This window comes from Stenotrophomonas sp. YJH_SMC_33 (genome assembly GCF_059372295.1).
Map to the genome: position 1 here is coordinate 272,826 of NZ_JCAFVJ010000001.1, position 20,092 is coordinate 292,917.

A 20,092-nucleotide genomic window follows, 5' to 3' on the forward strand; every position below is an offset into this window, starting at 1 on the left:
GGTCCAGCGGAGCCGGAGGCTCCGCTCTACAGGACCGCGATTACCAGCTGCCGGTGGTCTTGAACTCGGCGATGCCCTTCTTGAAGGCACCTTCGATGTCGTTGTCCCAACCGCCGGTGGCGTTGACCTTGCTGATCAGCTCGCCCTGGGTGTTGGCGAAGTGGGCGTGCAGGCCTTCTTCGAACGCCAGCAGCTTGTTGACCGGCACGTCGTCGAGGTAACCCTCGTTGACGGCGTAGATCGACAGCGCCTGGTTGGCGATCGACATCGGCGCGTACTGCTTCTGCTTCATCAGCTCGGTGACGCGCTGGCCACGCTCCAGCTGCTTGCGGGTCGCTTCGTCCAGGTCCGAGGCGAACTGCGCGAAGGCAGCCAGCTCACGGTACTGGGCCAGCGAGATACGGATACCGCCCGACAGCTTCTTGATGATCTTGGTCTGGGCCGAGCCACCGACGCGCGACACCGAGATACCGGCGTTCACGGCCGGGCGGATGCCGGCGTTGAACAGGTCGGTTTCCAGGAAGATCTGGCCGTCGGTGATCGAGATCACGTTGGTCGGAACGAACGCGGACACGTCGCCGGCCTGGGTTTCGATGATCGGCAGCGCGGTCAGCGAACCGGTCTTGCCGGTGACCTTGCCTTCGGTGAACTTCTCGACGTACTCCTCGGACACGCGGGCAGCGCGCTCGAGCAGACGGGAGTGCAGGTAGAACACGTCACCCGGGTAGGCTTCGCGGCCCGGCGGACGCTTCAGCAGCAGCGAGATCTGGCGGTAGGCGACGGCCTGCTTGGACAGATCGTCGTACACGATCAGCGCGTCTTCGCCGCGGTCCATGAAGTACTCACCCATGGTGCAGCCCGAGTAGGCGCTGATGTACTGCATGGCAGCCGATTCGGAAGCGGTCGCGGCCACCACGATGGTGTGGGCCAGCGCGCCGTTCTCTTCCAGCTTGCGCACGATGTTGGCGATGGTCGACGCCTTCTGGCCGATCGCAACGTACACGCACTTGATGCCGGTGCCCTTCTGGTTGATCACCGCATCGATCGCCATGGCGGTCTTGCCGGTCTGGCGGTCACCGATGATCAGCTCACGCTGGCCACGGCCGATCGGGATCATCGAGTCGACCGACTTGTAACCGGTCTGCACCGGCTGGTCGACCGACTTGCGCCAGATCACGCCCGGAGCAACGCGCTCCACCGGAGCGGTCAGGTCGGTGCCCAGCGGGCCCTTGCCGTCGATCGGCTCGCCCAGCGCGTTCACGACGCGGCCCAGCAGTTCCGGACCGACCGGCACTTCCAGGATGCGACCGGTGGTCTTGGCGACGTCGCCTTCGCGCAGGTGCTCGTAGTCACCCAGGACCACGGCGCCGACCGAGTCGCGCTCCAGGTTCAGGGCCAGTGCGAAGGTGTTGTTCGGCAGTTCGATCATTTCGCCCTGCATCACGTCGGCCAGACCGAAGATGCGCACGATGCCGTCGGACACGCTGGTCACGGTGCCTTCGTTGCGCGATTCCGCGGCCAGCTTGACCTTCTCGATGCGGTTCTTGATCAGTTCGCTGATTTCGGAGGGGTTGAGCGTGGTTGCCATCGTCAAGTCCTAGTGCCGGCAGCGGGGCCGGACGTTAAATGAATTCAGTTAGCGAGCGCGGTCTGCAGACGGGCCAGCTTGCCCTTCAGCGAACCATCGATGACCACGTCGCCGGCGTCGATCACGGCGCCGCCGATCAGCGAGGCATCGACCGCGGTGGTCACGTCGACCTCGCGGTTGAAGCGCTTGCGCAGCGCGACCTTGATCGCATCCAGCTCAGCGGCCGACAGTTCGGCGGCCGAGGTGACGGTGGCCTTGACCACGTGCTCGGCTTCGGCGCGCAGGGCGTCGAACATGCCGGCGATTTCCGGCAGCAGCGGCAGACGGTGCGACTCGGCCAGGACGGCCAGGAAGCGCGAGTAGGTCTCGCCGTGCGACACCGGCGCCAGCAGGGCGACGGCGTCGTCACGACCCAGCTCCGGGTTGGCGAGCAGGGCCGCCACGCGCGGGTCGGCGGCGACGTGGGCGGAGAACGCCAGGGCGTCCGACCACGGCGCGAACGCGCCTTCGTCGCGCGCGGTCGCGAACGCGGCGCGGGCGTACGGGCGGGCAAGCGTGAGGGCCTGGCTCATCCTTAGATCTCCGAGGCCAGCTCGTCGAGCAGCGCCTTGTGGGCGTTGGCGTCGATTTCGCGCTTGAGCAGCTTTTCGGCACCGGTCACGGCCAGCGCGGACACCTGCTTGCGCAGATCTTCACGGGCACGGTTGGCGGCGGCGTCGATTTCAGCCTGGGCCAGTTCCTTCTGACGGGTGGCTTCGGTGATCGCTTCGTTACGGGCAGCATCAACGATCTGGTTGGCACGCGCGTGGGCCTGATCGATGATCTCGTTGGCCTTGGTGCGGGCTTCCTTCAGCGCTTCGTTGACCTTCTCCTGCGCCTGGGCCAGATCTTTCTGGCTGCGGTCGGCAGCAGCGAGGCCCTCAGCAATCTTCTGCTGGCGCTCCTCGATCGCGTTCATCAGCGGCGGCCAGATCTTGGTCGCGATGATCCAGATCAGACCAGCGAAGGCCAGCGCCTGCGCAAGAAGGGTGAAATTGATATTCATGGTTAGCTCGATCGCTGGTTTCGGGGTGGACGCGCCGCCGTAGCGGCACATCCGGCCTTCATCCGAAACCGGGTGCATCAGCACCCGGTCGTCTCAAACCGCTGTATCAGCCGGCCAGAGCCTTGGTGACGGCGCCAGCGAAGGCAGCCGACAGCGGGTTGGCGAAGGCCAGCAGCAGGCCAACGGCGACCGAGATGATGAACGCGGCGTCGATCAGGCCGGCGGTGATGAACATGCGGACCTGCAGGACCGGGATCAGTTCCGGCTGGCGGGCGGCCGACTCCAGGAACTTACCAGCCATGATGGCCAGACCCAGACCGGCGCCCAGCGCGGCCAGGCCGATCATGATGCCGACGGCAAGGGCGGTGGAGCTCTGAATCTGCGCGAAGTTGGTCAGGACGGCGAAGTACATGGTTATCTCCAGGAACTTAAGTTGCTAAGGGTGATGAAACGGATGAAGGTTGAAACGCGTTGAAGCTTGAAACTCAGTGAGCGTCTTCCGACAGGCTCAGGTACACGATCGACAGCATCATGAAGATGAAGGCCTGCAGCGGGATCACCAGCAGGTGGAACAGCATCCAGCCGAGGCCGAACACACCACCGGCAATGGCACCGAAGAAACCGGCACCACCCAGCACCCAGATCAGCAGGAACACGATTTCGCCGCCGAACATGTTGCCGAACAGTCGCATCGCCAGCGAGATCGGCTTGCTCAGCCACTCGACGATGTTGAGGATCAGGTTGAACGGCATCATCCACTTGCCGAACGGCGCCGTCAGGAATTCCTTGATGAAGCCGCCCAGGCCCTTGGACTTGAGCGCGAAGAACAGCATCAGGAAGAACACGCTGATGGCCATGCCCAGGGTGGCGTTGACGTCAGCGGTCGGGACCGGCTTCCAGTAGTGCACGCCCGCCCATTCCAGCGGCTTGGCGATGAAATCGGCCGGGATCATCTTCAGCAGATTCATCAGCAGAATCCAGAAGAAGATCGTGATGGCGATCGGCGTGACCAGCTTGCTCTTGCCGTGGTAGGTGTCCTTGGCCTGGCGGTCGACGAACTCCAGGCAGATCTCGACGAAGGCCTGCCACTTGCCCGGCACGCCGGCGGTGGCCTTGCGGGTCCCCAGCCAGAACGCGACCACGATCACCAGGCCCATCAGGACGGCGGTGAGGAAGGTATCGACGTGGATATGCCAGAACATACCCTCACCCTTGCCGACCGGCGCGGTCAGGTTGTGCAGGTGATGCTGGATGTAGCTGGTAGGGGTTAGAGCCTCGCCCGCCATGTGTCCGGAACCTTCAGTTAATTGAATTCTGTCAACGCCTGGCCATGGCCAGGACCTGGAACATCAAGCCGACGGCGATACCGGCCAACAGCGCCAACGCAGGCAGCTTGAAGACCAGGAACCCCACCAGCAGGACGCCGAAAACCACGACCCACTTGGCCACGATCGCAATGATCAGGCGAGCCATCGCCGATCCTGCGGCCACCGCACCTCCGCCCAGCGCCATCCGTGCTGCAACCCAGCCACCGGCCGAAATGGCCACACCAGACGCCAGCGCGCCGAGGGCATATTTCGGACCCACCAGCAGGAAGGCCAGGGCCAGGACAGCGACCGCGGCCAGCGGGTAGACCGCGGCGCGCAGCATCAGTCGCCGACCCGCGTCAACGGAGTTCAGCACAGGACGTCCCGCGTGGTTGCATGTGGAGGGTTGAGGCGGCTACAGCAGGGGGGGCCTCATCGAGCCGCCAAATTATAGCAATGGGACAATTTGCGAGACAACCGCTGCCTGTTCATCCCGGGAAGGCGCAAGTTGCGGTAACGGTTACATTTTTGCGTACCACCGGGGGGACAATGACGTCCGCACGATGTTGCACCGCAGTATTGAACTTTGGTCGCAGTCGACGGAACTTTCACCGGATGCGCCGGTCCGATTACTCGACCTGCCTGCAGCATCCTCGTCGGCTCCACCCCGCAGGTCCCACGATGGCCCCGAAGCCCGGCTCCGGGGCCATCTTTTTGCATCGTCGCGACAGCGCTGAACCGTGCACACGCCGTGGACCATACGTTCACGGATGGTGGACGGGCCTGTCCCGCACAGTGGTCTTCATTCTGATGAACCACTGCAAGGACTCTTCGATGCGCCCCGTACCCACCCTGCTCGCCCTTTCCCTGCTCGCTGCCGGCGCCTCGTTCGCCAATGCCGCCCACGCCGCCGAAGGCGACGACCGTTTTGCCCTGCGCCTGGGTGCGATGAATATCGACTCGGACAACACGCTCCGCGGCAACACCAACGTGGCCGGCCAGGACATCGGTTTCTCCGAGGACTTCAAGCTGGGTGGCAAGGAGTGGGAGCCGCGCATTGACGGCATGTTCCGCATCAGCAACCGCCAGCGCCTGCTGTTCAACTACTTCAAGTACGACAAGGACCGCCGCGAGACCCTCGGCCAGGACATCTCCTTCGGTGACGTCAGCGTGCCTTCCGGCAGCTTCGTCAAGGGCGAGCTGAAGTACCAGGTGGCCAGCCTGGTCTACGACTACTCGGTGGTGGACACCGACACCTTCGACCTCGGCCTGCAGCTGGGTGCCGAGTACGCCAAGGTCAGCACCAAGGCCTACGCCGATCTGGGCACTGTCTATGAAGGCCAGTTCCTCAACGAGAAGACCGACGGCGTGGCGCCGGTGGTCGGTGCACGCTTGAGCTTCACCCCGTCCGAGAAGTGGATGATCACCCTGCAGGGCCAGTACCTCAACACGCGCTGGGGCAGCTTCGATGACTACAAGGGCGACCTGAGCCGCGCCAACGCCATCGTCGACTACCGCTTCACCAGGAACTTCGGCGTGTTCGCCGGCTACGACTGGTTCAAGCTTGATGCGGACAAGAAGGGCAGCGATGGCACCATCGGCCTGAAGCAGGAATTCAAGGGCCCGGTGGCCGGTATCAGCTTCGTGTTCTGACACCCGCCCCTTCCACGGCACTCTCTCTCCTGGCGCGGCCTCCGGAACATCGGGGCCGCGCTCTTTTGTGCTGTTTTTCCCTGCGTGCAGGAGCAAGAGCAGCTGGGTCGAGCGCTTGAGGGAGCGGGTCAGGCATCCCGGCGGCCTGAGCACCGGCTCTCGACTATCCGCAAGCCGAGCCGCTGTGCGGGTGGCAGGCGTTTGGACAAAGTAAAGGAGGAGGCGACCGCCGCAGGCGAGTGACGGGGACATTTGCCCAAATGCCTGCCACCCGCGCGGCGGCCCGAACGCTCGCAATGAGAGTGATCGAGGCTCAACAAAAAAACCCCGGCAAACGCCGGGGCTTTTCATTTGGAACGGCGCGGGCGCCTTACTTCTTCTTCGGCATGTACAGATCGGTGATCGTGCCGTCGTAGATTTCCGAGGCCATCGCCACCGACTCGCTCAGCGTCGGGTGGGCGTGGATGGTGTGGCCGATGTCTTCGGCTTCCGCACCCATCTCGATGGCCAGGCCGATCTCGGCCAGCAGGTCACCGGCATGCACGCCAACGATCGCACCACCGATGATGCGGTGGGTCTCTTCGTCGAAGATCAGCTTGGTGAAGCCCTCGGTACGGCCGATGCCGATCGCGCGGCCACTGGCAGCCCACGGGAACTTGGCCACGCCGACCTTCAGGCCCTTGGCCTTGGCTTCGGTCTCGGTCACGCCAACCCAGGCGATTTCCGGGTTGGTGTAGGCCACCGACGGAATCACACGGGCCACCCACTCCTTCTTGTGGCCGGCAGCCACTTCGGCGGCCAGCTTGCCTTCGTGCGTGGCCTTGTGGGCCAGCATCGGGTTGCCGACGATGTCGCCGATGGCAAAGATGTGCGGCACGTTGGTGCGCATCTGGCGATCCACCGGGATGAAGCCACGCTCGGTGACCTGCACGCCGGCCTTCTCGGCATCGATCTTCCTGCCGTTCGGCGAACGCCCGACGGCCACCAGCACGCGGTCGAAGGTGCCCTGCGCCAGCGCAGGCGCCTGGCCTTCCTCGGCAGCTTCAAAGGTCACGGTGATGCCCTTGGCATCGGCGGTGACGCCCGAGGCCTTGGTCTTCAGGTGCACTTCGATGCCCTGCTTCTTCAGGCGGTCGGCCAGCGGCTTGACCAGGTCCTTGTCGGCGCCCGGCATCAGCTGGTCCATGAACTCGACCACAGTGACCTTGCTGCCCAGCGCGCTGTACACGGTGGCCATTTCCAGGCCGATGATGCCGCCGCCGACGACCAGCAGCGAGCCCGGCACTTCGGCCAGCTCCAGCGCATCGGTGGAGTCCATCACGCGCGCGTCGTCCCACGGGAAGTTCGGCAGCTTCACCGCCTGCGAACCGGCAGCGATGATGCACTTCTGGAAGCGCAGCAGCTGGGTGCCGCCGTCAGCGGCGGTGATTTCCATCTCGTTGGCCGAGATGAACCTGCCGACGCCCTGCACGTTGCGGACCTTGCGCTGCTTGGCCATGCCGGCCAGGCCCTTGGTCAGCTGGTTGACGACCTTTTCCTTGTACTGGCGCAGCTTGTCCAGGGTGATGGTCGGCTTGCCGAACTCGACGCCGAAATCACCGGCATGGGCCACTTCGTCGATTACCGCGGCGGCGTGCAGCAGCGCCTTGGACGGAATGCAACCGACGTTGAGGCAGACGCCGCCGAGGCTGGCGTAGCGCTCGACCAGTACCGTATCCAGGCCGACGTCGGCGGCGCGGAAGGCGGCGGTGTAGCCGCCCGGGCCGGAACCCAGCACGACCATTTCGCATTCGATGTCGGCCGGCTTGCCGCTGGACAGCGCCGGCTTCGGCGCAGCCGGTTCAGCCGGGGCGCGGTGCGATGGGGTCACCGGCGGCTTGCTGGCCGGAGCGGCCGCAGCCGGAGTCGGCGCAGCGGCCTTGGCCGGGGCTTCGGCGGCGCCTTCAGCGTCCAGCACCACGACCACGGCGCCTTCGGACAGGGTGTCGCCCAGCTTGACCTTGATTTCCTTGACCACGCCGGCAGCCGAGGACGGCACTTCCAGGGTGGCCTTGTCCGATTCCAGGGTCACCAGACCCTGATCCTTCTTCACCGTGTCGCCGACGGCGACCAACACTTCGATCACCGGCACATCGCTGTAATCGCCGATGTCGGGAACCTTGACTTCAATCGTGGCCATGGTGGGTTTTCCTCGTGCCCGACCGGCATGGCCGGTGGGCTGTCACTGCATCTGTTCACGCGGCCGCGCCAGGGGCTGCGGCCGCACGGTGGGGGCGAAGCGGTGCTTTACAGCAGCACGCGGCGCATGTCGGCCAGTACCTGGGACAGGTACGTGGTGAAGCGTGCGGCCAGGGCGCCGTCGATGACGCGGTGGTCGTAGCTCAGCGACAGCGGCAGCATCAGCTTCGGTGCGAATTCCTTGCCGTTCCAGACCGGCTGGATGGACGACTTGGAGACACCGAGGATGGCCACTTCCGGTGCATTGACGATCGGGGTGAACGCGGTGCCACCGATGCCGCCCAGCGAGCTGATCGAGAAGCAGCCGCCGCTCATGTCGGCCGGGCCGAGCTTGCCGTCGCGCGCCTTCTTGGCCAGTTCGCCGGTTTCCTGCGCGATCTGCACCACGCCCTTCTTGTCCACGTCGCGGATCACCGGCACGACCAGGCCGTTCGGCGTGTCGGCGGCGAAGCCGATGTGGAAGTACTTCTTCAGGGTCAGGTTTTCGCCGCTGGCATCGAGCGAGGCGTTGAATTCCGGGAACTTCTTCAGCGCCGCGGCGCTGGCCTTGATCAGGAAAGCAAGCATGGTCAGCTTGATGCCGGCCTTCTCGTTCTCCTTGTTCAGCGCCACGCGCAGCGCTTCCAGGTCGGTGATGTCGGCCTGGTCGAACTGGGTGACGTGCGGGATCATCGCCCAGTTGCGGGCCAGGTTCGCGCCGGAGATCTTCTTGATGCGCGACAGCGGCTGGACTTCGGTCTCGCCGAACTTGCTGAAGTCGACCTTCGGCCAGGGCAGCAGGTTCAGGCCACCACCGGCAGCGACGGCAGCACCGCCGGCAGCCGGCACGCCACCGCTGAGCGCGGCCTTGACGAACTTCTGCACGTCAGCCTTGGTGATGCGGCCGCCCTTCTCGGTGCCGTTGATCTGCAGCAGGTCCACGCCCAGTTCGCGGGCGAACACACGCACCGCCGGGGTGGCATACGGCACCTTGGCCGGCAGCACGCCATCAGCGTTGAACTGCACCGGCGGGCTGGACGGGGTACCGGCCGAGGCGATCTCGCGGGCCGCCAGCTTGTCCGGCTGCGCCGGCACGGCGACCGGCTCGACCTTGGTGGCTGTCTCAGCGGCTGCAGGCGCGGCGGCAGCGGCGGCCTTGGTCGGTGCCGGCGCGGCAGCGCCCTCGGCCTCGATGATCGCAACCACATCGCCCTGCGACAGGTTGTCGCCGACCTTGACCTTGATCTCCTTGACCACACCGGCCACCGAGGACGGCACTTCCATGGTGGCCTTGTCGCTTTCCAGCGTGACCAGGCCCTGGTCCTTCTTGACCGTGTCGCCAACGGCGACCAGGACTTCGATGACCGGAATGCCGGCGTAGTCGCCGATGTCCGGCACCAGCGCTTCAACGGCACCACCGCTGGCAGCCGGAGCAGCTGCGGCCGGGGCCGGCGCGCTCTGGGTAGCGGCAGCCGGGGCAGCGGCCTTGGCCGGCGCCGGCGCGGCAGCCGCCGGCTTGGCGGCGTCCGCTTCGCCTTCAGCCACTTCGATCAGGGCCACGACCTTGCCTTCGGACAGGCTGTCGCCCACCTTGACCTTCAGCTCCTTGACCACGCCAGCCACCGAGGACGGCACTTCCATGGTCGCCTTGTCGCTTTCCAGCGTCACCAGCCCCTGGTCCTTCTTGACCGTGTCGCCGACGGCGACAAGCACCTCGATTACCGGGATATCGCTGTAGTCACCGATATCGGGGACAAGTGCTTCCTTGATTTCGGCCATGGGGATAACTCCGGCAATCTGGTGTAGGGAAACGTCTATTGTGCGGCCAGCGGGGTCCAGCGCCAACCGTTACAGGTGTTTTCAGTACGCACGCAGCCGGGACACGCTGTTGCCCATGGGTTGCGCCTGCCACCAGTCGGTAGCGTATTGTCCCTACGATGTCCGCTTCATGTCGCCAGTGCGTCTGCCACCGGCTGCCAGGCCTGGCGCAGGCGCGGCAGCGACCAGGCCGCATTGGCCGGGCTGGTCGACGGCAGTACCACCCGTTTCGGCGGGGCCTCCAACCGTGGCAGCACCCAACGCTGGAATGCCTGCGCTGACGCGGCGCCATTGCAGCCAACCAGCTTCAGCTCGGGCAACGCGGCGATCAGTTCCGGCAGTGCATTGGGCACTTCCGTGCCACGCACGATCTCCGCATCCAGACTGCCCCGGCGCTCACAGCGGCCGATCACATCCCACAGGCCGATGCCTGCGGCGTTCAACGCCTGCAGCCGCGCTGCATAGGGCAGATCCGCACTGAAGCCACAGATATCGGCCATCAACGGCCAGAAACGGTTGCGCGGATGCGCGTAGTAGCGCTGCTCCTGCAGCGACGCCACGCCTGGCATCGAGCCCAGCAGCAGCACGCGGCACTGCACGTTCACCTGCGCTTGCAGGCCAATGCACAACGTTGCTTCGCTCACATCTTCTCCAACTGCATGAATGTCAGCGAGGGCCGAAAACCCCATGAATACAGGCATTCCGCACCCGTCGCTGAACAAGGAAAACTATTTTTTAACGTGCGTCGGATTCGATTCATGTTGGGGCGACTACGGTGTGCTCGCCCCGCAACCGGGGGCCCAAAACAAGAAACATTAGGAGATACCCCCATGCGCTCCATCCGTATCCTGAGTCTCGCCCTGCTGACCTCCGCCGCCTTTGCACCGGCCGCTTTCGCCCAGGACAGCAGCAGCACCGACACTGCCTCGGGCAAGCATTTTGCCGTGGTTGGCGGCATCTCGCTGCTGGAACCGAAGAACGACCCGATCACCGGCGTGAAGAAGACCGATGGCGGCCCGGCGCCGACCGTCAGCTTCAGCTACTACATCAACGATAACTGGGCCGTTGAACTGTGGGGCGCTGCCGACAAGTTCGAAAACAAGTTCAAGGGCCCGAACAACGCCCGCCTGGGCTCGGTCGAGCAGCAGCCGGTCGCGCTGAGCGGCCAGTACCACTTCGGCCAGGCTGACAACGTGTTCCGCCCGTTCGTGGGCGTGGGCTACTACCAGTCGAGCTTCAGCAACGAGAAGCTGGGCAACGGCGCTGACACCGACATCCGCTTCAAGGATGCCAAGGGCGTGATCGGTACCGTCGGCGTGGACATGAACATCAACTCCACCTGGTTCGCCCGTGCCGACGCCCGCTACATGCGCGCCCGCCCGGACGTGAAGGTTGGCGGCGAAAAGATCGGCGAAGCCAAGATGGATCCGTGGACCGTCGGCTTCGGCATCGGCGCCCGCTTCTGATCCAGGCTGCACCTGCTTCACTGATGTAACGCGACGGGCCCTTCGGGGCCCGTCGTCGTTTCCGTCACCCGCGTTCCACCTGTAGAGCCGAGCCCATGCTCGGCTGCTTTTATGTAGAGTCGAGCCCATGCTCGACTGCCTTTTTGTAGAGTCGAGCCCATGCTCGACTATCGGGAAAGCAGCCGAGCATGGGCTCGGCTCTAGACAAACGGGGTGCGAAGGCGCGATGGAGGAAGTCGACCTGCTGGTGATCGGTGGCGGCATCAACGGCGCCGGCATCGCCCGTGATGCCAGCGGACGCGGACTGCGCGTCCTGCTGTGCGAACAGCATGACCTGGCCGCGCATACCTCCAGTGCCAGCAGCAAACTGGTCCACGGCGGCCTTCGCTACCTCGAACAGGGCGAATTCGGCCTGGTGCGCAAAGCGCTGGGTGAGCGTGAGACGGTACGCCGGCAAGCCCCTCACCTGGTCCATCCTCTGCGTTTCGTCCTGCCCTGGGAACCGCACCTGCGCCCGCGCTGGATGCTGCGCGCGGGACTGTGGCTGTACGACCATCTGGGCCGGCGCAGCCCTGCGTTTCCCGCATCGCACGCACTGGACCTGCAACGCGATCCGCTGGGTCGCTGGCTCTCCCCCTCGCTGCGCATCGGCTTCAGCTACGCCGATGCGCAGGTCGATGACGCGCGGCTGGTGCTGCTCAACGCCCTGGATGCCGCGCAGCGCGGCGCACAGGTGCGGGTCCGCAGCCGCTGCATCGACCTGCGCCCCGTTCACGGCCGATGGCAGGCCGTTCTGGAATCCGCCCATGGCCAGCCGCACCCGGTGACTGCGCGCGCCGTTGCCAATGCGGCTGGTCCGTGGGCCGGCGGCCTGCTGGAACAGATGCAGGGGCGCGGCGATGGCCCCGCGCTGCGCCTGGTGCAGGGCAGCCACATCGTGCTGCGCCGCCCCTGGCCCAGCGACAGCGCCTGCCTGCTGCAGCAGCCCGATGGGCGCGTGGTGTTCCTTCTGCCCTTCGCCCACGACCACCTGCTGGTCGGCACCACCGACACCGACTATCGCGGTGACCCGGCGCGCTGCAGCGTGCTCCCTGCGGAGGTGACGTACCTGTGTGATGCGGCCAATCGCTACCTGCGTGATCCCATCGCAGCGGAGGATGTGGTCTGGCGGTTCGCTGGCGTACGCCCGTTGCTGGCCGATCCCGATCCGCGTGCGGCACGACTCAGCCGTGATTACCGCCTGCAGTTGCAGTCCCACCCGGCACCGGCGCTGCACGTGCTGGGAGGCAAGCTCACCACCTACAGGGTGCTGGCCGAGGAAGCGCTGGAGCTGCTGCGGCCGGCGCTGCCGCAGATGGGCCCGGCGTGGACGGCAGGCGGAGACCCGCTGCCTGGCAGCGACTGGGGCGACGCCACGCAGGCGTGCTCGCGCCTGCAGTTGCTGGCACCGTGGTTGCCCGAGGAAATCGCACGCCGCTGGGCCGACGCCTACGGCAGCCGCAGCGCGGAGCTGCTGCATGGCCTGCAGGGTGTGAACGATCTTGGCGAGGACTTTGGCGGCGGCCTGCACGCGCGGGAAGTCGCTTTCCTGCGTGAGCACGAATGGGCCTCGAATGCCGAGGACGTGCTGTGGCGGCGGAGCAAGCTGGGGTTGCGGCTGGACGCGGCGCAGGTGGCACGGCTGCAGGCGTGGATGGAGCAAGCCAGCGTGTAGAGCCGGGCCATGCTCGGTTGCATCCGCACAACGCAGCCGAGCATGGCCCGGCTCTGCAGGAAGCTGAGGTACCTTACCCCGACCGCTCTACCGGAGACGCTGCATGACGCCCCGCTACGTGCTGGCCATCGACCAGGGCACCACCAGTTCGCGCGCGATCCTGTTCGACCGTGCCGGCGACATCGTCGGCAGTGCACAGCGCGAATTCGCACAGATCTTCCCCCAGCCCGGCTGGGTCGAGCATGACCCGCGCGAGATCCTTACCAGCGTCTATGCCACGCTGACCGAACTGCTCAGCCGCGAACAGATCGATCCGCGCCATATCGCTGCGCTGGGCATCACCAACCAGCGCGAAACCACCGTGGTCTGGGACCGCGCCAGCGGCCAGCCCATCCATAACGCGATCGTCTGGCAATCGCGGCAGAGCCACGCCATCTGCGAGCGGCTGAAGTCCGACGGGCATGAAGCGCTGGTCCGCGAGCGGACCGGCCTGCTGATCGACGCCTATTTCTCCGCGACCAAGGTGCGCTGGATCCTCGACCACGTGGAAGGTGCGCAGCAGCGCGCCGAGCGTGGCGAGCTCCTGTTCGGCACCATCGACAGCTGGCTGGTGTGGAACCTCAGCGGTGGCCAGGCGCACGTGACCGATTACAGCAATGCCGCGCGCACCCTGCTGTTCAACATCCACACGCTGGACTGGGATGAAGACCTGCTGGCGCTGCTGGACATCCCGCGCGCGATGCTGCCGCAGGTGCGCGACTCCAGTGCGGTGTACGCACACACCCGGCCGCAGTTCTTCTTCGACCACCCGATCCCGATCGCCGGCATCGCCGGTGACCAGCAGGCGGCGCTGTTCGGCCAGGCCTGCTTCCAGCCGGGCATGGTCAAGAACACCTACGGCACCGGCTGCTTCATGCTGATGCACACCGGCACGCAGGCGGTACGCTCGCGCAACGGCCTGCTGACCACCATCGCCTGGGGCCTGGACGGGCGCGTGGAGTATGCGCTGGAGGGGTCGATCTTCATCGCCGGCTCGGTGGTGCAGTGGCTGCGCGACGGACTGCGCATGATCGAAAGCGCCAGCGACAGCCAGGCGCTGGCCGCACAGGTACCCGACAGTGGCGGCGCCTACCTGGTGCCGGCGTTTGTCGGCCTGGGCGCGCCCTATTGGCGCAGCGATGTGCGCGGCGCGATGTTCGGCCTGACCCGCGGTACCCGCAAGGCGCATTTCGTGCGCGCCGCGCTGGAAGCGATGGCCTACCAGACCCGCGACGTGCTCGATGCAATGCAGTCCGATGCCGGTATCGCGCTGACCGAACTGCGCGCCGATGGCGGTGCGATCGGCAACGACTTCCTGGCCAGCTTCCAGGCAGACATCCTCGGTGTGCCGCTGCTGCGGCCGCGGTTGACCGAAACCACCGCGCTCGGTGCGGCCTATCTGGCCGGCCTGGCCGTCGGGTTCTGGTCCAGCCGCGAACAGATCACCGCGCAATGGGGCCTGGACCGGCGCTTCGAGCCACAGATGGACGTGGCCCAGCGCGAGAAACTGTATGCCGGATGGCAGCAGGCGGTGGCCGCCACCCTCGCCTTCCACGTCGATTGAAACTGCAATGCCCTGCCCTGCTGCGGCACACGTGGAGTGACACGGTAGAGCCGAGCCATGCTCGGCCGCCGCCGGTGAAATGCCGGAAACAGCAGAGCCGAGCGTGGGCTCGGCTCTACAGGGAAGGCAGTGTCGACGAAGGTCGACACCCACCGTTCAAATCAACAGATCAGCCGCAATCAGAACGCCGGCAGCACCGCGCCCTTGTACTTGGTCTCGATGAAGGCCTTCACCTGCGGACTGGTCAGGGCCTTGGCCAGTTTCTGCACACGGGCGTCGTCCTTGTTGTCCGGGCGCGCGACCAGGAAGTTCACGTAGGGCGAATCCTTGCTCTCGATCGCCAGAGCGTCCTTGGTCGGGTTGAGGCCGGCATCCAGCGCGTAGTTGGTGTTGATCAGTGCCAGGTCCACCTGGTCCAGCACGCGCGGCAGCATCGCCGAGTCGAGTTCGCGGAACTTCAGGTTCTTCGGGTTGGCGGTGATGTCACGCAGGGTCGACAGCGCGTTGGCCGGATCCTTCAGCTCGATCACGCCGGCCTTGTGCAGCAGGATCAGCGCGCGGCTGTTGTTGCTCGGGTCGTTCGGGATCACCACGTCGGCACCGTCGCGCAGCTCGGCCAGCGACTTGACCTTGCGCGAATAGGCACCGAACGGCTCGATGTGCACGCCGATCACCTTCACCAGATCGGTCTTGCGATCGCGGTTGTAGGCATCCAGGTACGGCTCGGTCTGGAAGTAGTTGGCGTCCACCTGCTTCTGCACCAGCTGGTCGTTGGGCTGCACGTAGTCGTTGAACACGCGCACGTCCAGGTCCACGCCTTCCTGCTTGAGGATCGGCTTGACCACTTCAAGGATCTCGGCATGCGGCACGGCCGTGGCGGCCACCACCAGCTTCTGCGAGGGCTCGCCGGACGTGCCGCAGGCGGTCAGGGCCAGCGCAGCGGCGAGCAGGGGCAGCAACAGGGTCTTCTTCATGGGCGGAAGGGTTCTCGGGGGGAGTGTCAGGATTTTTCGTAGTTGCTCAGGGCCAGCTCGAGCAGCGCCTTGGCCTGCTCGCGCAGCATCACCGGCTCGATGATCTCGGCATCCGAACCATAGTGCAGCACGTCCATCAGCAGCTCGCGCGAGACGCTGTACGGCACCTTCAGTTCGTAGCGGCCATCGGCCAGGAAGCGGCCCTGCTGCTTGGAATGCCAGTGCTCGTCGGCCACCCAGCGCGCGGCCTTGGCGCTGAACAGGATGGTCGCCCAGCCCTTCGGCGCACCAGAAAAAATGCCATAGCTGGCGCCGAGCTGCTCGTCCAGCTCGCTGTCGGCGACATCGCGGGCGGTGCTGTCGATCACCCGTGCCTTGTGGATGCGGTCCACGGCGAAACTGCGCAGCGCCTCGCGGTCATGGTCCCAGGCATCCAGGTACCAGTTGTCGCGATAATGGGTCAGGCGCTGCGGCGAGACGGTACGCTTGGTCGGCTCGTCGGTGGAACGGGCACGGTACTCGAACGCCAGCTGGCGGCGCTCCAGCACGGCCGATGCGACGCTGCGGAAGCTGCCTTCGTCAAACTTGCGGCCACGGTGCGGAATCACCCGCACGCGGTCCACCGGCCAGCTGGACACGCCCGCCTGGGCCGCCAGCAGGCTCTCGATGCGCTGCTGCAGCGGCGCCAGCACCGACGACAGCACGCCACCGCCGGTGCGCGCCAGCAGGTGTTGCGAAGCCAGCAGGGCATGCAGCTCCTCCGAGCTGAGCCATAGGCCAGGCAGTTCGAAGCGGTCGCTCTCGTCGGCCTGGTAACGGAAGCCTGCCTCGCCGTCGCCCTCGATCGGTGCCATCAGCGCATCGCGCAGGAAGGCCAGGTCGCGGTAGACGGTGGCACGGGAACAACCGAGCTTGTCCTGCAGGGTCGCCACCGTCACCGGATAGCGCGCGGACTTGAGCAGACGATGCAGGGCGGTGATGCGTTCGTATCGGTCCATGCCCCCGATTATGTCCGAGTCGCGGGTCTTGTGTGGGACGTTTGGGCTATCGTGGTCGCCCCCACCCCATGGAATGCCCGATGCGCCGGTTGCCTGCCCTGTCCCTGCTGGCCTGCCTGCTGCTGGCCGCCTGCGATCGCGCGCCGGCGCCGGCGGGCACCGAGGCCCCGGTACCCGCCGCCGATCCGGCACAGGCGGTGCTGGGCGCCAGCCAGCGTTTCGCCGCCCTGCGCAGCTTCCACGCCGAACTGGAAGTGCTGGGCGCGCCGCAGCGGGTACGCAGCGCCATGGACTTCGTTGCACCCGACCGTTTCCGGGTGGAGACCCCGGCCGGGCCGCAGACCATCATCGGCGACACCCTGTTCCTGCAGGCCGACGGTGCGATCCGCCAGGTGCCGGCCCCGCCCGGCCTGCTCGAGCAGTGGCGCAACCCGCTGCCGGCCGACGCCCTGCCCGCCGACCTGAAGGCCGAAGATCTCGGCAGCCAGGCGCTGGACGGGGTCGAGACCCGTCACTACCGGCTGCGCGGCAACCAGCCCGGCGAACGCCTGGAGTACTGGGTGGATGCCCAGGGCCTGCCACGCCAGATCGTGCGCAGCGGCAGCAGCAATGGCCGCAGTTTCCAGCTGCGGCTGCGCTATTCGCGCTTCAACGACCCGGCGTTGCGCGTCGATCTGCCCTGAATGGGCGGTCGCGGCAACGTCTGCTGAAGCGGGCGTTTGGATCGATTCGGACCGCCATCACGCTTCCAGTATCATCACCGGCTGTCAACCGCTTCGGAGTAGTCCCGATGTTCCTGCGCGTGTCCCTGCTGATCCCCCTGCTGCTGTGCGCGCCGCTCGCGTACGCACAGGATGCCTCCGAACTGGCGGCGATGTCCTCGCCGTGGAGCGGCAGTGGCGGCGAGCTCGGCTTCGCTTCGGCACGCGGCAACAGCAGCACCGAGAGCTTCAACGGCCGCCTGCGCCTTCGCTACACCGACGGCGACTGGGTTCACAGCATGGACCTGGCCGGCCTGCGCTCCAGCTCCAAGGTGACCGAGACCCGCGATGACGGCACCACCACCCGCCGCAACAACACCACGGCCAATCGCTACACCGGCAGTGCCGGCAGCGCGCTGCAGCTGGGCGAGCACCGCCAGCTGACGGCCACGGTGCGTACCGAGCGCGACGACTTCGCCACCTACGACCGCCAGAGCTCGTTCGGCCTGGGTTACGGCACCCGCCTGTGGAACACCGAGCGCTTCTCGTTCGACGCGCAGATCGGTCCCGGTGTGCGCCGCACCCACAGCACCGAGGACGACCGCACCCGCACCGGCATGATCGGCCGCGGCCTGTTCGACATGAAGTACTCGCTGACCGACAACACCGACCTGGTCAACACGCTGCTGGTCGAATCCGGTTCGTACAACACCTTCGGCCAGAACGACTTCGGCGTGTCGGTGAGCATGAACGAGCACTTGGCGCTGAAGGCCGGCTGGCAGGCGCGTTACAACAGCGACGTCGCTGTCGACAAGCGCAAGACCGATACGCTGACCACGATGAACGTGGTCTACAAGTTCAAATAAGCAGAACGGGCGCCGGGGCGCCCGTTTCGTTTTTGTAGAGTCGAGCCATGCTCGACTTGAGCGCGAAGCCCGGGATTTTCCCGGCGAAGAGCAGCCGAGCATGGCTCGGCTCTACAGACATCGGGGCTCAGGCGTTCAGCAGTTCGCCGGCGCCATCGTCCAGCAGCATGTTCGCCACGCGCTGGCCCAGCGCTTCCGGGGCATTGGCCGGGCCCACCGCCTCGGCACGCACCGCACGGCCATCGCTGGCGCTGCCAACCAGCCCCTGCAGGTGCAGGTCGTCGCCCTGCCACTGCGCGATGGCCGCCACCGGCACATGGCAGCTGCCATGCAGCGCACGGTTCATTGCCCGCTCGGCTTCCACGCAGGCACGGGTAGCCGCGTCATCAAGCTGGCCGAACAGCGCCCTCAGGTGCGCATTGCCGCCATCGCACTCCACCGCCACCGCGCCCTGCGCCGGGGCCGGCAACCACTGCGGCGGTTGCAGGCGCGCGACGATGCGCTCACCCAGGCCCAGGCGCTCCAGGCCGGCCACGGCCAGCACGATGGCGTCGTAGCCGCCGTTGTCGAGCTTGGCCAGGCGGGTGTTGACGTTGCCGCGCAGGTCGAGCAGCTCCAGGTCCGGGCGCAGCGCGCGCAGCTGGGCCTGGCGGCGCAGCGACGAGGTACCGACCCGCGCGCCGATCGGCAGCGCGTCCAGCGAGGCGTACAGGTTGGAGACGAAGCCATCGGCCGGATCGTGTCGGGGCAGGATTGCCGGCAGCGCGAACGGCTCGTCCAGTTCCATCGGCACGTCCTTCAAAGAATGCACGGCGCAGTCGGCCTCACCGCGCAGCATGGCCAGCTCCAGTTCCTTCAGGAACAGGCCCTTGCCACCGATCGCGGCCAGCGAGCGGTCGAGCACCTCGTCACCGCGGGTGCTCATCGGCACCAGTTCCACATGCAGGCCGGGATGGGCCTGGCGCAGGCGGTCAGCGACGTGTTCGCTCTGCCAGAGGGCGAGCGGGCTCTTGCGGGTGGCGATGCGAACGGTTTCCATCCGGTCATTATCGCGCCTCCGGCGCGGATACGGCCAACGGCGGAGCCCCTCGTGGCTGGCGGAGGGGTCGTGAAAGCAACAGCCGCGCTTGGCCGGGCGGGGTGGGGTGGCGGGACCGTTGGCGCCATGGGCCCGAGGCATGCCTCGGGCGGGTTGGGCAGGACGCCCAACCCCGGTCTTGCCGTGTGCGCAGGACAGCGCACACGAGCAAGGCGCCATCGAGCTTACAGGGATGTACTTGCAGCGTGTCCCGCCACCCCACCTCGGCCCGACCCAGTACGTAGCACCAACGAGCCGACCAACCCGCCGTTGCTGTTGCTGTTGATGTTGATCTGAAAGCAGTCGCGGCCGCAGGCCGCGCGGAAACCTCACAGATGCCGCAGTTCCTGCTTCAGCGTCGCCACGCAGCGGCGGCTGACTTCCAGCGGTTGCTTGCCATGGCGCAGCATCGCCTGCACCTGGCCGCCCGTGCCACGACGCAGCTCCACCAGCTCATGGCGCGCCACCAGGCAGTTGCGATGGATGCGGATGAAGCGGCTGGCGAACTCCTCTTCCAGCGACTTCAGTGACTCTTCGATCAAGTCTTCTCCACGCGCGTGGTGCACCACCACGTACTTCTCTTCGGCCTGCAGGTAGTGGATGTCGTCCAGCGGGATCAGCCGAAGGCTGCCACGCAGGCGTGCGCACAGCATGCTCCGTGCCTGTTGCCCACGATGGTCCTGCGGCTGGCCATCACGGCCGGCCAGGAACGTGCGTGCGCGTGCAATCGCCGCCGCCAGGCGTTCGGCGCGCACTGGTTTCATCAGATAGTCGATCGCCGCAGCCTCGAACGCCGACAGCGCATGCGCATCGTAGGCGGTGCAGAACACCACCGCCGGCCGGGGTTCGAAGCTGGCCAGATGACGGGCCGCTTCCAGGCCATCCAGCCCGGGCATGGCGATATCCAGAAGGACCAGGTCCGGCTGCAGCTCCGCGCACGCGTGCAGGGCCTGCTCGCCGTTACCGGCCTCGGCCACCACGACCACGCCGTCCTGCGCGGACAACAGGCTGCGCAGGCGCTCGCGCGCCAGCGGTTCGTCATCGGCGATGACTACCCTCACGAT

19 protein-coding genes are annotated in these 20,092 nt (G+C 66.3%); 6 read left to right on the forward strand and 13 right to left on the reverse strand.

Features of this window, described 5'->3' with window-relative positions:
• Positions 1 to 40 precede the first annotated feature (40 nt).
• The 6 genes from atpA to AC5P9W_RS01245 form a co-directional block, all read right to left on the reverse strand.
• Positions 41 to 1,588, reverse strand: coding sequence for a F0F1 ATP synthase subunit alpha (gene atpA / locus AC5P9W_RS01220; RefSeq protein WP_005419511.1), 1,548 nt, complete (start codon positions 1,586 to 1,588; stop codon positions 41 to 43).
• 44 nt (positions 1,589 to 1,632) lie between these two features.
• Positions 1,633 to 2,160, reverse strand: a complete 528-nt coding sequence (locus AC5P9W_RS01225; protein ID WP_019660730.1) for a F0F1 ATP synthase subunit delta — start codon at positions 2,158 to 2,160, stop codon at positions 1,633 to 1,635.
• A 2-nt stretch (positions 2,161 to 2,162) separates the two neighbouring features.
• The gene (locus AC5P9W_RS01230; protein ID WP_005419512.1) at positions 2,163 to 2,633 is read right to left on the reverse strand and encodes a F0F1 ATP synthase subunit B; all 471 of its coding nucleotides are present in this window, start codon (positions 2,631 to 2,633) and stop codon (positions 2,163 to 2,165) included.
• Between the two features lie 106 nt (positions 2,634 to 2,739).
• Positions 2,740 to 3,045, reverse strand: a complete 306-nt coding sequence (atpE, locus tag AC5P9W_RS01235) for a F0F1 ATP synthase subunit C (RefSeq protein ID WP_005411133.1) — start codon at positions 3,043 to 3,045, stop codon at positions 2,740 to 2,742.
• 73 nt (positions 3,046 to 3,118) lie between these two features.
• Positions 3,119 to 3,919: a F0F1 ATP synthase subunit A gene (gene atpB / locus AC5P9W_RS01240; RefSeq protein ID WP_005411134.1), complete on the reverse strand. Its 801-nt coding sequence runs from the start codon at positions 3,917 to 3,919 to the stop codon at positions 3,119 to 3,121.
• A gap of 31 nt (positions 3,920 to 3,950) precedes the next feature.
• Positions 3,951 to 4,316 carry a hypothetical protein gene (locus tag AC5P9W_RS01245; RefSeq protein WP_014648497.1) on the reverse strand — a complete coding sequence of 122 codons (366 nt, stop codon included), beginning with the start codon at positions 4,314 to 4,316 and terminating at the stop codon, positions 3,951 to 3,953.
• 458 nt (positions 4,317 to 4,774) lie between these two features.
• On the opposite strand from AC5P9W_RS01245, the gene AC5P9W_RS01250 reads away from it, so the two are divergent.
• Positions 4,775 to 5,593 carry a hypothetical protein gene (locus AC5P9W_RS01250; RefSeq protein WP_019660733.1) on the forward strand — a complete coding sequence of 273 codons (819 nt, stop codon included), beginning with the start codon at positions 4,775 to 4,777 and terminating at the stop codon, positions 5,591 to 5,593.
• A 370-nt stretch (positions 5,594 to 5,963) separates the two neighbouring features.
• Here AC5P9W_RS01250 and lpdA read toward each other — a convergent pair whose 3' ends face one another.
• From lpdA to AC5P9W_RS01265, 3 genes are all read right to left on the reverse strand, one after another.
• Positions 5,964 to 7,772 carry a dihydrolipoyl dehydrogenase gene (gene lpdA / locus AC5P9W_RS01255; protein ID WP_456115819.1) on the reverse strand — a complete coding sequence of 603 codons (1,809 nt, stop codon included), beginning with the start codon at positions 7,770 to 7,772 and terminating at the stop codon, positions 5,964 to 5,966.
• Between the two features lie 107 nt (positions 7,773 to 7,879).
• A complete protein-coding gene (gene aceF, locus AC5P9W_RS01260) occupies positions 7,880 to 9,589 on the reverse strand; it encodes a dihydrolipoyllysine-residue acetyltransferase (protein ID WP_456115820.1) in 1,710 nt (569 codons plus the stop codon).
• 167 nt (positions 9,590 to 9,756) lie between these two features.
• A complete protein-coding gene (locus AC5P9W_RS01265; protein ID WP_207049357.1) occupies positions 9,757 to 10,272 on the reverse strand; it encodes a DNA-deoxyinosine glycosylase in 516 nt (171 codons plus the stop codon).
• Positions 10,273 to 10,458: 186 nt separating this feature from the next.
• On the opposite strand from AC5P9W_RS01265, the gene AC5P9W_RS01270 reads away from it, so the two are divergent.
• The 3 genes from AC5P9W_RS01270 to glpK all read left to right on the forward strand — a co-directional run bounded on the left by AC5P9W_RS01270 (position 10,459) and on the right by glpK (position 14,411).
• Entirely contained in the window at positions 10,459 to 11,094 is a 636-nt protein-coding gene (locus AC5P9W_RS01270; protein WP_019660737.1) for an OmpW/AlkL family protein, read from the forward strand.
• Positions 11,095 to 11,320: 226 nt separating this feature from the next.
• The gene (gene glpD / locus AC5P9W_RS01275) at positions 11,321 to 12,808 is read left to right on the forward strand and encodes a glycerol-3-phosphate dehydrogenase (RefSeq protein WP_206621548.1); all 1,488 of its coding nucleotides are present in this window, start codon (positions 11,321 to 11,323) and stop codon (positions 12,806 to 12,808) included.
• 103 nt (positions 12,809 to 12,911) lie between these two features.
• Positions 12,912 to 14,411: a glycerol kinase GlpK gene (glpK, locus tag AC5P9W_RS01280; protein ID WP_456115821.1), complete on the forward strand. Its 1,500-nt coding sequence runs from the start codon at positions 12,912 to 12,914 to the stop codon at positions 14,409 to 14,411.
• Positions 14,412 to 14,590: 179 nt separating this feature from the next.
• On the opposite strand, the gene AC5P9W_RS01285 is transcribed toward glpK, so the two are convergent.
• A complete protein-coding gene (locus AC5P9W_RS01285) occupies positions 14,591 to 15,385 on the reverse strand; it encodes a MetQ/NlpA family ABC transporter substrate-binding protein (protein WP_019660740.1) in 795 nt (264 codons plus the stop codon).
• A gap of 26 nt (positions 15,386 to 15,411) precedes the next feature.
• The gene (locus AC5P9W_RS01290) at positions 15,412 to 16,383 is read right to left on the reverse strand and encodes a helix-turn-helix transcriptional regulator (protein WP_019660741.1); all 972 of its coding nucleotides are present in this window, start codon (positions 16,381 to 16,383) and stop codon (positions 15,412 to 15,414) included.
• A gap of 80 nt (positions 16,384 to 16,463) precedes the next feature.
• Between AC5P9W_RS01290 and AC5P9W_RS01295 the strand changes: the two genes are divergently transcribed.
• Positions 16,464 to 17,066 carry a LolA-like protein gene (locus tag AC5P9W_RS01295; RefSeq protein WP_069139700.1) on the forward strand — a complete coding sequence of 201 codons (603 nt, stop codon included), beginning with the start codon at positions 16,464 to 16,466 and terminating at the stop codon, positions 17,064 to 17,066.
• 107 nt (positions 17,067 to 17,173) lie between these two features.
• Positions 17,174 to 17,950 carry a DUF481 domain-containing protein gene (locus AC5P9W_RS01300; protein ID WP_019660743.1) on the forward strand — a complete coding sequence of 259 codons (777 nt, stop codon included), beginning with the start codon at positions 17,174 to 17,176 and terminating at the stop codon, positions 17,948 to 17,950.
• A 127-nt stretch (positions 17,951 to 18,077) separates the two neighbouring features.
• Here the strand turns inward: AC5P9W_RS01300 and hemC are convergent, their stop codons facing one another.
• Complete coding sequence (hemC, locus tag AC5P9W_RS01305) at positions 18,078 to 18,989, reverse strand: hydroxymethylbilane synthase (protein WP_111099183.1); 912 nt, start codon at positions 18,987 to 18,989, stop codon at positions 18,078 to 18,080.
• A 368-nt stretch (positions 18,990 to 19,357) separates the two neighbouring features.
• Positions 19,358 to 20,089 (reverse strand): LytR/AlgR family response regulator transcription factor, encoded by a 732-nt coding sequence (locus AC5P9W_RS01310; RefSeq protein WP_019660745.1) that lies wholly within the window; start codon positions 20,087 to 20,089, stop codon positions 19,358 to 19,360.
• Between the last annotated feature and the right edge of the window lie 3 nt (positions 20,090 to 20,092).